Origin of the sequence: Legionella wadsworthii DSM 21896 = ATCC 33877 (assembly GCF_000701265.1) — a bacterium.
Classification (GTDB): Bacteria; Pseudomonadota; Gammaproteobacteria; order Legionellales; family Legionellaceae; genus Legionella; species Legionella wadsworthii.
Window position 1 is genome coordinate 36,091 of record NZ_KL370761.1, and the last position, 14,671, is coordinate 50,761.

The following is a 14,671-nucleotide window of genomic DNA, read 5'->3' on the forward strand; positions in this document are numbered from 1 at the left end:
TTAACTCATGGGTGATTCAAACCATCTAACTATTGCCAAATGATCCGCTAAGTCTCGTTTGTTTTGGGTTAAATTGGCTTGTAAAGTAGCATTATTATTTTCATTTTTTAATTGGGTTTGTTCTTTAACTATGGTCTCTTGTAAAGCCATAATTTTCTTACCAAAACCTTGAGGGCTTAGTTGTAATTGGTAAGCAAGTTTGTTCATGCGATTAGCAAGTTCTTCCAATTGCTCGCAAGTCATACCAGGAGGTTGCCGATTGGGACAAGCCTTTAAGGCTTGCTGCAGCTCATTTGGATGTGATTTATAATAGTGTTCATTTTTTGCTGAGCAAGAGGTTAACCCTAAAATTACTAAGAATACTGCCAAAGTTTTATTCATACTCAACCTGTTGTAAACTACAAAAAACCGATATTATCATTACACAACTGCTAACGCCACTTATGAGATAACTATGCTTGATTTTAAAATGCTACGTAATCCACAAACGGGAGAACAATATATCGAGACTTCTCTTTGCGGTAAACCACTCCTCACAACGCCCCAATTAAATAAAGGTACTGCATTCACTAACGAAGAAAGAAAAGAGTTTGGCCTGTTGGGAAAACTCCCCCATCGTGTTGAAACGCTGGATGAACAAGTGAAAAGAGCTTATTTACAATATTCTAGCTATACCACAAGATTACAACAAAATATTTATTTAAATAATTTACATGATAAAAATCAAATCTTATTTTATAAATTGATAAGCCGTCATCTGGGAGAAATGTTACCTACAATTTATACGCCAATAGTAGGAACAGCCGTGAAAAGATTTAGCCATGAATATAGACAACCACGGGGTTTATATATCTCCCATTCTGATAAAAATCAAATTGATGAAATATTAAAAAATCGTTCAAATCCTGAGATCGACGTCATTGTAGTCACTGATGGTGAAGGTGTATTAGGTATTGGAGACCAGGGAATAGGAGGGATGGATATTCCTGTTGCAAAACTTATGGTCTATTGTTTATGTGGCGGTATTGAACCAACCCGTACTTTACCAATATTTCTTGATGTAGGGACTAACAACCAAGATTTGCTCAATGATCCCATGTATCTCGGTTGTCGTCACCCCCGTATTAACCCGGCTGCCTATGACGAATTCATCTCTCATTTTGTTCATGAAATTCATAAACAATTTCCTAATGCTTTTTTACATTGGGAAGATTTTGGCAGAGGAAATGCGCGTCGCATCCTAGAAAAATTCCAGGATCAATTATGCACTTTTAACGATGACATCCAAGGAACTGGAGCTGTGACCCTGGCTGCTTTACTAGCTGCTTGTGATGTCACAGGTTCAAAACTGCATGAACAACGCATTGTTGTTTTTGGTGCTGGTTCGGCAGGCACTGGTATCAGCGATCAAATTGTAGATGCTATGGTGCGCGAAGGAATTAGCCCTGAGGAAGCGCATCAACGTTTTTGGCTCATTGATCGCCAGGGGTTATTACTTAATACGGACTCCGAACTGACTGAAGCGCAAAAAACCTATGCCCGTGATCCCCATGAAATTGCGAAATGGGCCATCAATGAAAAACAACATCCTTCACTTACCGATACGGTACGGCATGTTCAACCCACAGTTCTCATAGGATGTTCGGCCCAAACGGGCGCTTTTTCCCAGGACATCGTCGAAACCATGTCTGTTCATTGCGAACGCCCAATCATTTTTCCATTATCCAATCCAGATGAGCGATGTGAAGCCAAACCAGCAGATATATTAATGTGGAGCCAGGGAAGAGCTCTAATTGCTACAGGAACTTCCTTTCCTGCAGTTGAGTTCCATAATCGAATGGTCCAAATCGCACAATGTAATAATGCTTTGGTTTTCCCCGGGATTGGATTAGGTGTACTCGCAGTGAATGCATCCAAACTCACCAAAGATATGATATTGGCCGCAGCACATGCTTTATGTAAGTTCGCGCCCAGCAAAAAAGAAAGTTACTTACCATTACTCCCTTCTTTGGATGATGCACAAACAGTTGCTAAGGAAATTGCCGTTGCAGTGGCACGATGTGCTATTGACTCAGGACTCGCACAAAAAAATAAAGATGCCGATTTAGAAAAGGTGGTGGAAGATATGTTTTGGGAACCAAGGTATTTACCTTTTAAATTTAAAAGGTGAATACCTCGCGCATGGATCCATTCTATGAAAAAGAATGGATCCATGCGATCTTGATTTCAACCGAGCTTATAATAATCTGCTTTTTATTTTTTCCCGTCTTTTATGAAATTGATTTGAACGCTTTTTAATGTGGCGGTATTTGGTTCCCATGATCGAGCATATTTAAGTACAATAACGGTATTGTCAGGATATTTTTTCTTTTTTTGCAATCCGAAAGTAAAATGCATTTGCCCCCCAGCGCCTATGAGATTGGTCTTCGGCCTTTCATAGCTACTGCCTTGAAGTGTTAATAAATCTTTATCAAAACGTACTACAGACCACTGAAATCCTGTTGTTGGATTTGCAGGTAAGGTGACAACGAAATTTGGATCATTCTCATTAACAGTCATGGTCATTTTATTATCCGCATAGACCAACATAGAATAAGCAAAAAGAAAACAAAAAAGTATTTTTTTCATAAACCGAACTCCTTTTACTTAGGTACACTCAGTTTAGTCTATTTCTTCGATTTCTGATACTCCAGTCTCCGACTCCTATTGATAGGTTTTATAATGTTTTGAAAATTGCCTTTATGGATGCATTCCACTGATTAATTTTCACTATTTATCTTGATCTTAGAGCTTATAAAAGCGATTATTTTATCTTTTTAAGGTTACAGTGAGGAGCGCGGGTGGAACACGAAACAATGGAATTTGATGTGATTATCGTCGGTGCAGGTCCGGCGGGATTATCAGCCGCAATAAAATTGAAGCAATTGGCCTTAGCCTCACAAAAGGAAATATCAGTTTGTATCCTGGAAAAAGGAGCGCAAGTTGGAGCGCATATTCTTTCAGGGGCTGTTTTAGAACCCAGAAGTCTTAAAGAACTACTCCCTGATATATGGCAAGATGCGCCGCTTGATACAGCAGTATCCCAGGATATATTCTATTTTTTAACTCAAAAAAGCTTCTATAAACTTCCTACACCAAAGCCCATGCACAATCAGGGTAATTATATTATTAGTTTAGGAGAGCTTTGCATCTTCCTGGCACAACAAGCCGAAGCTTTAGGTTGTGAAATCTATCCTGGCTTTGCTGCAGCGCAAGTTCTTTATAATGCGCATAACCAAGTCATCGGCGTTGCAACAGGAAGCGTCGGGCTCGACAAAAATAAACAAGAAACAAACAATTATCAACCAGGCATGCATTTACTTGCCAAACAAACTTTGTTTGCAGAAGGATGCCGGGGCCAATTAAGCCAACAATTAATGGCTCGCTTCCATTTAAGAGATAATGCAAACCCGCAAACCTATGGTCTGGGCATTAAGGAAGTGTGGCAGGTCAAAGAAGAGCAACACAAACCGGGTCAAGTGATTCACACGATAGGCTGGCCTATGGATCATGCAACTTATGGAGGTTCATTCATCTATCATTTATCAAAACAAAGAGTGGCTCTTGGTTTCGTGGTTGGTTTAGATTACAAAAATCCATGGTTAAGTCCTTTTTCTGAGTTTCAACGTTTTAAAACTCATCCTCTCATCCAACCCATACTCACTGGAGGCGAGCGAATCAGTTATGGTGCACGTGCTCTCAATGAAGGCGGATGGCAATCCTTGCCAAAACTTACCTTCCCTGGTGGCGCTTTAATTGGAGATGGAGCAGGTTTTTTGAATGTTCCCAAAATCAAAGGCATCCATACTGCCATGAAATCAGGTATTCTTGCAGCAGAAGCATGTTTTGAAAATATTCAGCAAGAAAGCACTACCCAATTTGAATTAACTGGATACCAAGAAAAAATAAAGAAATCTTGGTTAGAGAAAGAACTCTATGAGGTACGAAATATTAGACCCGGTTTTAAATACGGACTCATCCCAGGTTTAATTAACGCTGCTTTTGAAACTTACATTACACGGGGATTTTCTCCCTGGACCTTGAAGAACCATGCGGATTACAGCACATTAATCCCAGCAAACCAATCAAAAAAAATTGATTATCCCAAACCAGATGGCGTGATTACTTTTGATAGGCTTTCTTCGGTTTTTTTATCAAATACCTATCATGAAGAAAATCAACCGTGTCATCTCATATTAAAAAATCCTCAGTTGGCAATTGATGTCAATTTAAAAATCTATGCATTTCCTGAGGGCCGCTATTGTCCTGCTGGAGTGTATGAAATCATCGAAGACGAATCAGTTCCTAAGCTACAGATTAATGCGCAAAACTGCATTCACTGTAAAACCTGTGATATAAAAGATCCGCGACAAAATATAGTTTGGCATGCACCAGAAGGAGGTGGAGGACCAAATTACATAGGGATGTGAGTAGTTGTATCAGGATGAGTCAGAAGATTCCATCTTTATTTATTGACTCTGCTCATCCTTTTGATGCATTAACCTAAACTGTATACAGAATACCCATATACTTCATCCTCGAACTTTTACAAAACAATCCGAAAAAAAATAGATTGTTAGAATATTAGCTTAAGGCGAAAGTCGTTGTGCCTGCCATTGATTATGACACCAGACATATTCCCAAACATCTGATAGTTCTTCCAGTCTATAAGCATAAAAAACAAAACGTTCAGGTTGAATCAGTAAACCGCAATATTCTGAGCTCATGGAAATTGGTTTATCCCCTAACGAATCTTCAATTGTCCTACACTTATCTTCTAAAATATCTTTGCTAGTAATGGATTGCATAGAAGTGGGTGCATAACTTAAAAAACGAATTTGAGCCCAACGGGGATAACTATCCCAATATTTTTTATTCTCAGCAGTGGTTAAAAAATGGGCTTTTCCTTCGATAATCACTTCTTGTTGCAAAATTTCCATCCAAAAAACAAGACTGACTCTGGGATTATTTCGTATCTCATTTACTTTACGAGTACCTCTCTGTGTAAAAAATAAAATACCCTCCCTTGAGATCTCCCGAATAGCAACAATACGGCTATGAGGCGCACCATCCAACGAGGTAGATGATAATATTGCGTGGTTGGGATTAGGCGCCCCAGCTATTTGTTCATTTGCAAGCCAAATGCTCAATTCAATAAAGGGGTTTGATTGCATCTGAATTATTCCTTTGATTTAGAAGTAGTTTCTTTAAACAGACCATGTTTGGTATCCAACAAGAACAGAATTAACCGAATCCTATTGAAAAGTTCCAATTCAATTAATAGAAATTCTTTAGTTTTTCTGTGCAAGCCATACTGTCGCCTCTCCGCAATTAGGGTCGCGAACATTGTAAACTAAAATTTTAAAATGGTTTTGCTGTAGAATGGTTTCATATTCTTGAGGAGCAAGTGAAGCATGGTATAAATCTATCCCTCCATTTTCACCCCAAACTTCCCCTGATTCATCTCCCGAAGTAAAAAGTAGTAGACCTTTTGGTTTGACCAATGAAGTAATTAAAGGCAAAGTTCGTCTTTGATCGGTTGGTGTTAAATGAAAAAAACTATGCCAGGCAATCACTACATCAAATTGATTTGTGAATTTCATCGTACGCATGTCGTCTAAGATCCACTGAGCATTGGGAAAATTACGCTTACAGCGTTCTATCATTTTTTCACTGGCATCTACACCCGTTAACGCATAGCCTGTTTCAATTAAAAATCGAGCAATGGGTTCACCAGTACCACAGCCAATATCTAATATCTGACCTCCATGAGGAAAATACAGCTTTATTTGATGCAAATAGAACTGTTCCATTTTGAGTTCTTTACACCGATGGGCATCAAACCAATGTACCATTTCATTATATGCTTCATAAACTTTAGTTTTATTGGATCTTTTCATCATCTATCATGTTCAATACATAAATGCCGTTTAAAGGAAACACGAGGCATCCTCATAAATCTTAAATGAATGTTCTATGACATTCCTGATGGCCCGTCTATTTTAAATACATCACCTTCTTCCTCTTCTCGAGGAACTATATCCTGCAGGGCGGATTTATAAACTGTAGAATATTGAAGTAAAGAATCAGATAGTTTTTTATCCTGGACAATACCTACTTTTTTGGACCAACCCTCAGGAACTAAAGAGATAAAAAACTTGACTGCCTCAGCCAGTGCTCGCCATAAAGAAGAATCACTACCCATTGCATCATGGGAAAGACTTATTAATTCACGATTAATATTAACCAACTCATTGACCTCTTCTTGCTTCAATAAAAGATTTCTTTTATGACATAGCGCTGCAATCTGGGTTAAAGTATCCAATTTGCCTGGATCCATATTGTTCAGGGCATTTGCATCTGTAGGATCTACAATGGCATCTAGTCTTTTTATAATTGTTTTCAGTGCTTTTTGAAGTTCAGGATCTTCTTGTTCATTGCAAGCCATTTCAAGCATCATATGATAATTATGATATTCCCTAACCGCTTCAGACTTAAATGCCTCAGCAGCATTTACCTGAATGTTATTTTCAATTTGTTTTTTCAAATCGTTATAACAAAAGAAACGAGCTTCAATTCCTGATACGTGCTTACATTGAGCCAGGGAATCCAAAAATGTTTGCATTAAAACTTGTTTTGCCTTCAACTGCTCGACTCTTTGATCTAATTGATCGGAATCTATTTGATCCAGTGAATTATCTGGCTCTTTGTCTTCAAAAAAAATCTTTCTGAGATTCTCTTTTAATGCATCATCTAATGCGGGATTATCGGTTATTTCTTGAAAATACTCCAATTTGCGTCGATGCAACTCTATAGACCTATCTAAAAATCCACCAGGAGCCAAATATTCGTTATAGTAATCTATCAGTTGAAGCTGACGCCATGCTTGATCTGCAGCTGCCGTCCCTTCTTTTATTGCAAGAATTTGTTTCGACACCACTGGAGCAACGCCCCATAAACGAGCTGCCATAAGGTTTTTAATACGGTTAAAATCTGTTAGAGCCAGGGAGGTTTGCGAAGGACTAATAATCACATGATGATCCCGATCAGAACCAGTCTGTGGTTCAATATCCACTACAGTGATTCCCTTTTCTATGCTTTCTCGAGATTTCATGTGACTGATATCTCCATCATAGATGGTAACAAAATCAAGCATTCCTCGTGCTGCATCTCCTTCCCGCTTTGAATCAGCGATTATTTCTTCGCCAGTTTGCGGATCACGTTTTGTGTGTGCATAGGTTATATCTTTGCTGTACTTGGCAGCGGCCTTGGAGACGAAGTCCATTGCCTGAATTTCAGGATATTTAGCAGGATCATCCCACATATTCCTATCAATTTTATCATTCTGCTCATTAAATTTATTGCGGGTATTTGCATCATATCCCGAAAGCAATAAATCAGGACTAGATGCCATAAGATCATTCCAGCTGGTTACTCTTTTTACTGTGGCTCTATAAATGTTGAGCCAATCTTTGTTCCTTTTGATGGCATTATTTGCATCTAAATGACCAGTAACCGCTTGTACTTGAATTCTTTCTTTAGGATTTTTGCGCTCAATAGAGAAATTTGTAACCATCCCGCCCTTGTTGTACCCAGAACCGTCGAGCCTACTGTTCTCTCGCCTTGCTATTTGGGGGTTACCGTCAATACGTAAATCCAATTCTTTTTTATAAATGACAAAAGTAGCCATTCCTGTGGTTGGGAAAACTTGAGTATCCAATTTAGTATGGGTCGGCATCTGACTTAAACATCTTACCTCATACTTTTCTTGCGGAAAAAATCGTTCTAGCTGCTCTTGCGTATTTCTGAAGTGAGCTTCCTGACAGTTTATCACAAAGAAATCAGCATCATCCTCTACGAAAAGTTCAGCAATTGATTGGGAAGCGGTTAGTCCAAGTGTGTCGTTTCCGCAGTTTGCTGTTAGAGATCGATATTTAAAAGGCATGGAAAAAAACTCCTTTATTGCTCGATCATAGGTTAATGGATATATTAATTATAGATCACAGCCAATCATACTAAGTAAAGTTTCTTGAATTCAAAATTGTATCGTCAATAAAACAATTTCCCATCATTATATCTAATAATAATGTTCCTTGATAGTTATTTAACCAACTATTGGCGTCAATAATTCCTCTGATTGTATGGTGACATGACGATTGTGATAATCCGCTACTGCGTCAAATATTTGTTCTACTTCTCCTTTTTCCATAAAGAAACTTTGAAAGGCTAAAGGATAAGTGAAGAACATCTCTTTTTTAGAAAGGGGTGTATGGTTTTCTAATGATTGTAATAACCTTTTTAATAAAGAAATTTTATTTTGGCATTGTCCGTTTTCTAGATCTCTTTCCGATAGCAAGCTCAATTTATACTGAATAATGCGTGAAAGAAAAGGCTTAATCTCTTCCATATCCATTGTGCGAATGACTGCGGTATAATCATGGCAAGTAAACAATCTATGATGTTTGGGTACTTCTTCTTCAAAAGATTTTAATTTTACTAATTCTTTTTGATTTGCACGTGCATCTTCTTCAAGACTGGGTTTATTTAAATGAAGCCATCCTTTTATGGTTTTCTTCAATGAATTAGGCGCCATATGCCACAAGATATTTATTCCAGTTAACAAAACTGCAGTCAATGAAAAGAACATACCTACAATGGGTGCAATTGGAAAAAGCAAGGTAAAAGCAACTGCACCCAAAGCAGCAGTTAATAATGCAGCAATAAATAAATGATTCAATGAAGCCTGTATATAATGCATTCGTTGAATACTTTTATTGGGGCATTCCAATGCTCTATATAAGTTGATTCCAAACATGGCGGTCTGATGAATCAAAGCTACAATTAAGCTGCTGAGAAAAAACCACGCACCTGCTGCAAAACTCAAATTAAGAATCGTTGAGATCGCTGCTCCATAAAGAGAAACGCTTGCTAAAACAGCACACACAGTAGAAGTAGCAAAAAGAAACCAGCGATCCAGATTACGGTTACTGGATTTAACCAGTTGGTACCCATTGATTATTGCATTAATAGTTAATAAGAGGCCGATAAACGGCAACATAATATAATATAAGGGAGATATTCGAAACATGGCTGATAATCTAGTATCAACCATTGTAGTAAATAAAGCCAGTTCCTGAGTTTCTCTAATGTATGTAATCGCTTTTTGTAAGTGAGAAACAAACATAAGCCACCTAACTATTATTATTATTCCATTCATTATTTTGCACGGGGTACAATGTCATTATAATTCGGGTACACCGCACATTGATTGTTTTATACCTTATCTATTCTAAATACATGAGCAAATCATCATCGCCATGAAATTCCACAATGCCAATTCCAACAAGAAAAAAATAAATCATTCCATAATTTAGAACTAGGTAAGAAAAAAGTTATAACCAGAAATTTTATTTTACAAAACCCCCAGTTATAACATTTTTTATAATCCCAGTTACTGTCGTAAATGGGGGAATAAAATGACGTCTCTTATTGATTGAGAGTTGGTGAATAACATAACTAATCGATCAATTCCTATACCTTCACCCGCCGTAGGAGGTAATCCATATTCTAGAGCTTCTATATAGTCACTGTCGAAATGCATTGCTTCCAAATCACCCGCATCTTTTTCTTCAACTTGTTTACGAAAACGCTCCGATTGATCTTCAGCATCGTTCAACTCAGAAAATCCATTAGCAATCTCGCGACCTGCAATAAAAAATTCAAAACGATCAGTCACTTCTGAATCGCTATCATTTCTTCTTGCTAGAGGAGAAATCTCAGTAGGATATCCTGTGATAAATGTAGGTTGAAATAATTGGTGCTCCACGGTTTCTTCAAATAATATAATTTGCAACTTACCTAAACCATCAGTCTCTTTGAAAGGAAATCCTTTTTTCTGCAATATCTCCCGACAACTAACTACACTTTCAAGCTGCTGTGGTTCAATTTCTGGATGATAATGTAAAATGGCTTCTTTGACCGTCATTCGCGCAAATGGTTTATCAAAGTCAAGAATTTGACCCTGATATTCAATTTGACGTTTTTCTAAAACTGAATCACAGAGGAACTGCATCAGTTTTTCTGTAAAATCCATTAAATCGTTATAATCTGCATAAGCCTGATAAAATTCAACCATAGTAAATTCAGGATTATGGCGAGTCGAGATTCCCTCATTCCTGAAATTACGATTAATTTCATAGACGCGCTCAAATCCTCCGACCACAAGACGTTTCAAATAAAGCTCAGGAGCAATGCGTAAATACATCGTCATATCTAAAGTATGATGATGGGTTACAAAAGGACGGGCCATAGCACCACCGGGTATGGGATGCATCATGGGCGTTTCTACTTCAAGAAAATAATGTTTGTCCATAAACTGTCGAAATGCCTGAATCAATCGTGAACGGGTTAGAAATGTAACACGGCTTTCATCATTGGCAATTAAATCCACATAACGCTTACGATATTTTAATTCCTGATCTGCCAGACCATGAAATTTATCAGGTAACGGCCGCAGAGATTTAGTTAACAATTCGATACTTTCTGCATTTACAGTGAGTTCGCCCGTGTTTGTTTTAAATAACTCTCCTTGGACTCCAACAATATCCCCCAAATCCCAATGTTTGAACTCTTCATATTGCTCAGGTAGATCATTGGCTCGAATATACACTTGAAGTCGGCCCGACATATCTTGGATATGGAAGAAACTCGCCTTACCCATAATTCGTCTCAATACGATACGGCCAGCTACAGAAACCTTGACATGTTTTAGAGATAATGTCTCTTTATCAAAAGAATCATAATCGTGGATGATCTCTTGAGATAAATGTTCACGACGAAAACGGTTTGGAAAATTAAAACCTTTCGTACGTAATTCAGCTAATTTTTGTTTACGGATTAAATAAACTTCACTCTCATCAAGATGTTCTATTTGCTCTTCACTCATGCTGCCCTACTCCTGCCTTTAAACTGGCTTCAATGAACTGATCCAATGCACCGTCCAATACAGCTTGTGTATTGCTCGTTTCAACGCCGGTGCGTAGATCTTTTATACGGGATTGATCCAAAACGTAAGAACGAATCTGAGATCCCCAACCTATATCTGATTTACTGGCTTCCAATGCTTGTTGCTCTGCATTTTTCTTTTGCATCTCCAACTCATACAATTTTGCTCTAAGCTGTTTCATTGCCTGATCTTTATTACGATGTTGGCTCCGATCATTTTGGCATTGTACTACAATACCGCTTGGTTCATGAGTAATACGCACTGCTGAGTCAGTCCGGTTAACGTGCTGCCCTCCGGCTCCAGATGCACGATAAGTATCAATTCGTAAATCAGCAGGGTTTATTTCTATATCAATATCATCATCCACTTCGGGGGATAGAAATACGGCTGCAAAAGAGGTATGCCTTCTATTACCCGAATCGAAAGGAGATTTACGGACTAATCGGTGCACCCCGCTTTCGGTACGAAGCCATCCGAAAGCATATTCTCCTTTAAAATAAATTGTGGCGCTTTTAATGCCTGCAACTTCACCAGGGGAGCATTCTATTAGCTCGGTTGTAAAACCATGTTGCTCTCCCCAACGTAAATACATGCGCAATAACATTTCTGCCCAATCCTGAGCTTCGGTACCGCCTGAACCTGATTGTATATCCAAATAAGCATTTGAATTATCCATTTTGCCGGAAAACATACGTCGAAATTCCAGATCTGCAACTTTTTGCTCAACAGAGTGCAATTCATCGCCAATTTCATTGATGGTTTGTTCGTCGCCTTCTTCTTTCGCAATATCGAATAATTCGCTTAAATCGTTGATGGATTGACTTAATTGACTCAATGTAGAAACAACTGCCTCTAGCTGTGTTCTTTCACGTCCTAATGCTTGGGCTACGTCAGGATTATCCCAAACGTTCGAAGATTCCAATTCTCGAACAACCTCTTCCAGACGTTCAGTTTTCGCGTCAAAGTCAAAGGTACCCCCTAAGCGCTTCTACCCGCTTATTCAATTCCACCAGATTAAGATTAATTTGGTTTACTTCTAACATACTTATCTCTTAAAAAAATTAATAGGCCCATAGTGAGTCATATTATCTTAAATGGACTTCTCATTCCTGGTCTTTCAGGAACAGTGTAGGGTATGTACAGAATTTAATATGACTAATTATGTCTGTAAAAAAACAAGCATGGGATTTTACCGTGAAAGACGGTAAAAAAACAGCTATGAAGTTTCATAGCCCGTAATTTTCTCTTTATAAAATCACAAGAACCCATTTTATTCCGGTAAGCGTGATTGAATACGGTGAATGGCCTGACTAAGAATTTGAGATACCCGAGACTCACTTACCTCAATCACTTCTCCGATTTCTTTTAAATTCAAATCTTGTTCATAGTATAAAGAAAGAACCATCCTTTCTTTCGGAGGCAACCCCCGGATTACCTCGGATAAGCGGCGCATCAAATCGCTGTGAAATACATTGACATGAGGTTCAGTAGAAGTATAACTCTCTTCACCACCTTGTAGGGCGTCGTCAGTAACTCCCAAATCATCAAACCCGTACAAATGACTACTTACTGAGTCTTGAAGCATTTCATGATATTCAGCCAGGGGTATGCCAAGCTCCGCAGCAATTTCTGCATCTTTAGCTTCTCTTCCCAGTCGATGCTCTACGTTTTTGACTGCTTCAGATATCATTCTGGAGTTACGATGCACTGAGCGAGGAACCCAATCATTACGCCGAACTTCATCGAGCATATATCCTCGAATACGAATTCCGGCATACGTTTCAAAGGACGCCCCCTTGGACGAATCGTAATGTTTTGTTGCTTCCAGCAACCCGAGCATTCCTGCTTGAATTAAATCATCCAGCTGTACACTTTGCGGCAAACGACCCAATAAGTGATGTGCTATGCGTTTAACCAATATGGCATGAGTTTTTACCAGCGTTTCTTGAATTTGCTGATTCACTTTGCTATAAGCAGCCAAAGCATCCACTATGATCTCCTTAAATTTCACCTGCAATTAAACGTTCCAGAAAGAAACTGGTATTACCGCCCAGCATCGAACTGGGAGGCCAATCAGAAACCTCATCAACTAATTGCCTGAGCGCTAAAGCAGCAAGGGAATTAGGATATGCTATAAGAAGGGGTTTTTGCATTTTCACTGCCCTGTGTATGTGTTCATCAAAAGGTATCGCCCCTAAATAGTCTAGCTGAACCTCAAGAAATTGTTCAGACACTTTTAATAATTTATTAAATAAGTCCCGCCCTTCCCTTTCATTTCTTACCATATTTGCCAGTATATGGAAACGGGTCCATTCAAATCTCTTATTCATTACCTTAATTAAAGCATATGCATCCGTTAAAGAAGTGGGTTCATCACATACAATTACAATTAATTCTTGTGAAGAGCGTGTAAAACTAAGAACTGTGTCTGAAATACCAGCTGCAGTATCAATAATCATATAGTCCAAATCTTCGGTAAGCTCGTTGAATGCATCAATAATTCCGGCAAGCTCCGCAGGAGAGAGTTGGGCCATATATTCTGTACCCGAGCCAGCAGGAATGACACTGATTCCATTAGGCCCCGGCAAAATAATGTCGCTTAAGTGACATATTCCCTGGGTCACATGGGAAAGATTATATTTAGTATGTAATCCTAACATAATATCGATATTTGCTAATCCCAAATCTGCATCCAGCAGCATGACTTTTTTGTTAAGTTGAGCCAAACCAACTGCCAAATTCACTGAAATATTACTTTTCCCTACACCTCCCTTTCCTGCGGATACAGCGATGACTTTAATTGGTTTGGCGCGTGAAAGGCTTTTAATGCGATCAGGATCGCTTATTTTTTCTTTCCCTTTAGACATAATAATTTCTCCCAGCACTTTAATGTGCATTCCTCATTGGGCTGTCAGGAACATTTTTTGTTCCATTCTAAAGATTACTCTATAAGCTCATGGCATAATTCTCATATGGTGTTATACCTTTTAGTGCCAGATTGCTTAGGTTTAAAAACCTCAAGAATATTTACTTGGTGCATCAATTATTGCTCTGCTGTGAATAATTATCTGCAATAATTGTTCCAACTTATCATCTTAAATATTAGTCTCTCCTTGAAATGTAATGGTCCATGATATGTTGGGTTATAATGCGCGAAAGTATTTTCAGGGGGCAAGTTTCCTTTGCGAAAAATTATTTTCTTCAGCGTGAGATATTCCTTATTTTGCTTAAAAATCTATTCCGATTTATTGAAAATCTCGGTTAATCGCACACCTAATTTGTCATTTACCAGGACCAGCTCACCGTGAGCAATTAAAGTATTGTTAGCTAAAATGGCAACCTGTGTTTCAATAGGAAGCATATCTCCTTCTTGCCATGATATTAAAGCTTCTGGAGTTCTTTTTAATTCTGCCATCACAAAACGAACAGACAATTCAATATCCCCTTCTTCCGGATTATGAACAACTGTCTTAAGTAATGCATTAATTTCCTCTTGAGATAAAAGGCTCTTATTAATCATAGATCCACACTCATATTCGCTTATTTTCTCTTAAATGAGAACAAGCAGATTTGCTATTTTTTATAGCAAACTATATGCCATTTTTAAATGGGCCTGTACTTTCTTAT

General features: G+C 38.3%; 13 protein-coding genes. 2 read left to right on the forward strand and 11 right to left on the reverse strand.

Features of this window, described 5'->3' with window-relative positions:
• Positions 1–381, reverse strand: a complete 381-nt coding sequence (locus BU07_RS0114635; protein WP_031567321.1) for a hypothetical protein — start codon at positions 379–381, stop codon at positions 1–3.
• A 73-nt stretch (positions 382–454) separates the two neighbouring features.
• Between BU07_RS0114635 and BU07_RS0114640 the strand changes: the two genes are divergently transcribed.
• Positions 455–2,170: an NAD-dependent malic enzyme gene (locus BU07_RS0114640; RefSeq protein WP_031567323.1), complete on the forward strand. Its 1,716-nt coding sequence runs from the start codon at positions 455–457 to the stop codon at positions 2,168–2,170.
• Positions 2,171–2,253: 83 nt separating this feature from the next.
• Here BU07_RS0114640 and BU07_RS0114645 read toward each other — a convergent pair whose 3' ends face one another.
• Positions 2,254–2,628 (reverse strand): protease inhibitor I42 family protein, encoded by a 375-nt coding sequence (locus BU07_RS0114645; protein ID WP_031567324.1) that lies wholly within the window; start codon positions 2,626–2,628, stop codon positions 2,254–2,256.
• Between the two features lie 212 nt (positions 2,629–2,840).
• On the opposite strand from BU07_RS0114645, the gene BU07_RS0114650 reads away from it, so the two are divergent.
• Positions 2,841–4,469 (forward strand): 4Fe-4S dicluster domain-containing protein, encoded by a 1,629-nt coding sequence (locus BU07_RS0114650; protein ID WP_031567326.1) that lies wholly within the window; start codon positions 2,841–2,843, stop codon positions 4,467–4,469.
• A gap of 159 nt (positions 4,470–4,628) precedes the next feature.
• On the opposite strand, the gene BU07_RS0114655 is transcribed toward BU07_RS0114650, so the two are convergent.
• The 9 genes from BU07_RS0114655 to BU07_RS0114695 all read right to left on the reverse strand — a co-directional run bounded on the left by BU07_RS0114655 (position 4,629) and on the right by BU07_RS0114695 (position 14,564).
• On the reverse strand, positions 4,629–5,213 hold the full coding sequence (locus tag BU07_RS0114655; RefSeq protein ID WP_031567327.1) for a pyridoxine/pyridoxamine 5'-phosphate oxidase: 585 nt from the start codon (positions 5,211–5,213) through the stop codon (positions 4,629–4,631).
• A 117-nt stretch (positions 5,214–5,330) separates the two neighbouring features.
• Positions 5,331–5,942: a class I SAM-dependent methyltransferase gene (locus BU07_RS0114660; protein ID WP_242601901.1), complete on the reverse strand. Its 612-nt coding sequence runs from the start codon at positions 5,940–5,942 to the stop codon at positions 5,331–5,333.
• A 71-nt stretch (positions 5,943–6,013) separates the two neighbouring features.
• The gene (locus BU07_RS0114665; protein ID WP_051635610.1) at positions 6,014–7,984 is read right to left on the reverse strand and encodes an exonuclease/endonuclease/phosphatase family protein; all 1,971 of its coding nucleotides are present in this window, start codon (positions 7,982–7,984) and stop codon (positions 6,014–6,016) included.
• Between the two features lie 159 nt (positions 7,985–8,143).
• The gene (locus BU07_RS0114670; protein ID WP_031567333.1) at positions 8,144–9,223 is read right to left on the reverse strand and encodes a hypothetical protein; all 1,080 of its coding nucleotides are present in this window, start codon (positions 9,221–9,223) and stop codon (positions 8,144–8,146) included.
• A gap of 267 nt (positions 9,224–9,490) precedes the next feature.
• Entirely contained in the window at positions 9,491–10,984 is a 1,494-nt protein-coding gene (lysS, locus tag BU07_RS0114675; RefSeq protein ID WP_031567334.1) for a lysine--tRNA ligase, read from the reverse strand.
• Positions 10,977–12,087, reverse strand: a protein-coding gene (gene prfB, locus BU07_RS0114680) for a peptide chain release factor 2 (RefSeq protein WP_133134481.1) whose coding sequence is annotated in 2 segments (ribosomal slippage) — positions 10,977–12,011 and positions 12,013–12,087 — 1,110 coding nt in all. Because the reading frame shifts where the segments join, the coding sequence is not laid out codon by codon here. The genes lysS and prfB overlap by 8 nt, the downstream gene beginning before the upstream one ends.
• Before the next feature lie 227 nt (positions 12,088–12,314).
• Positions 12,315–13,034 (reverse strand): RNA polymerase sigma factor FliA, encoded by a 720-nt coding sequence (locus tag BU07_RS0114685; RefSeq protein WP_031567338.1) that lies wholly within the window; start codon positions 13,032–13,034, stop codon positions 12,315–12,317.
• A 10-nt stretch (positions 13,035–13,044) separates the two neighbouring features.
• Complete coding sequence (locus tag BU07_RS0114690) at positions 13,045–13,911, reverse strand: MinD/ParA family protein (protein WP_031567341.1); 867 nt, start codon at positions 13,909–13,911, stop codon at positions 13,045–13,047.
• Between the two features lie 368 nt (positions 13,912–14,279).
• Positions 14,280–14,564 (reverse strand): FliM/FliN family flagellar motor switch protein, encoded by a 285-nt coding sequence (locus tag BU07_RS0114695; protein ID WP_031567342.1) that lies wholly within the window; start codon positions 14,562–14,564, stop codon positions 14,280–14,282.
• Between the last annotated feature and the right edge of the window lie 107 nt (positions 14,565–14,671).

Excerpts from the sequence above, each read along its gene's own strand:
- lysS (WP_031567334.1), bottom strand. The coding sequence starts at position 10,984 with ATGAGTGAAGAGCAAATAGAACATCTTGATGAGAGTGAAGTTTATTTA.
- BU07_RS0114645 (WP_031567324.1), bottom strand. The coding sequence starts at position 2,628 with ATGAAAAAAATACTTTTTTGTTTTCTTTTTGCTTATTCTATGTTGGTC.
- BU07_RS0114690 (WP_031567341.1), bottom strand. The coding sequence starts at position 13,911 with ATGTCTAAAGGGAAAGAAAAAATAAGCGATCCTGATCGCATTAAAAGC.
- BU07_RS0114655 (WP_031567327.1), bottom strand. The coding sequence starts at position 5,213 with ATGCAATCAAACCCCTTTATTGAATTGAGCATTTGGCTTGCAAATGAA.
- BU07_RS0114670 (WP_031567333.1), bottom strand. The coding sequence starts at position 9,223 with ATGTTTGTTTCTCACTTACAAAAAGCGATTACATACATTAGAGAAACT.
- BU07_RS0114695 (WP_031567342.1), bottom strand. The coding sequence starts at position 14,564 with ATGATTAATAAGAGCCTTTTATCTCAAGAGGAAATTAATGCATTACTT.
- BU07_RS0114635 (WP_031567321.1), bottom strand. The coding sequence starts at position 381 with ATGAATAAAACTTTGGCAGTATTCTTAGTAATTTTAGGGTTAACCTCT.
- BU07_RS0114660 (WP_242601901.1), bottom strand. The coding sequence starts at position 5,942 with ATGATGAAAAGATCCAATAAAACTAAAGTTTATGAAGCATATAATGAA.
- BU07_RS0114640 (WP_031567323.1), top strand. The coding sequence starts at position 455 with ATGCTTGATTTTAAAATGCTACGTAATCCACAAACGGGAGAACAATAT.
- BU07_RS0114665 (WP_051635610.1), bottom strand. The coding sequence starts at position 7,984 with ATGCCTTTTAAATATCGATCTCTAACAGCAAACTGCGGAAACGACACA.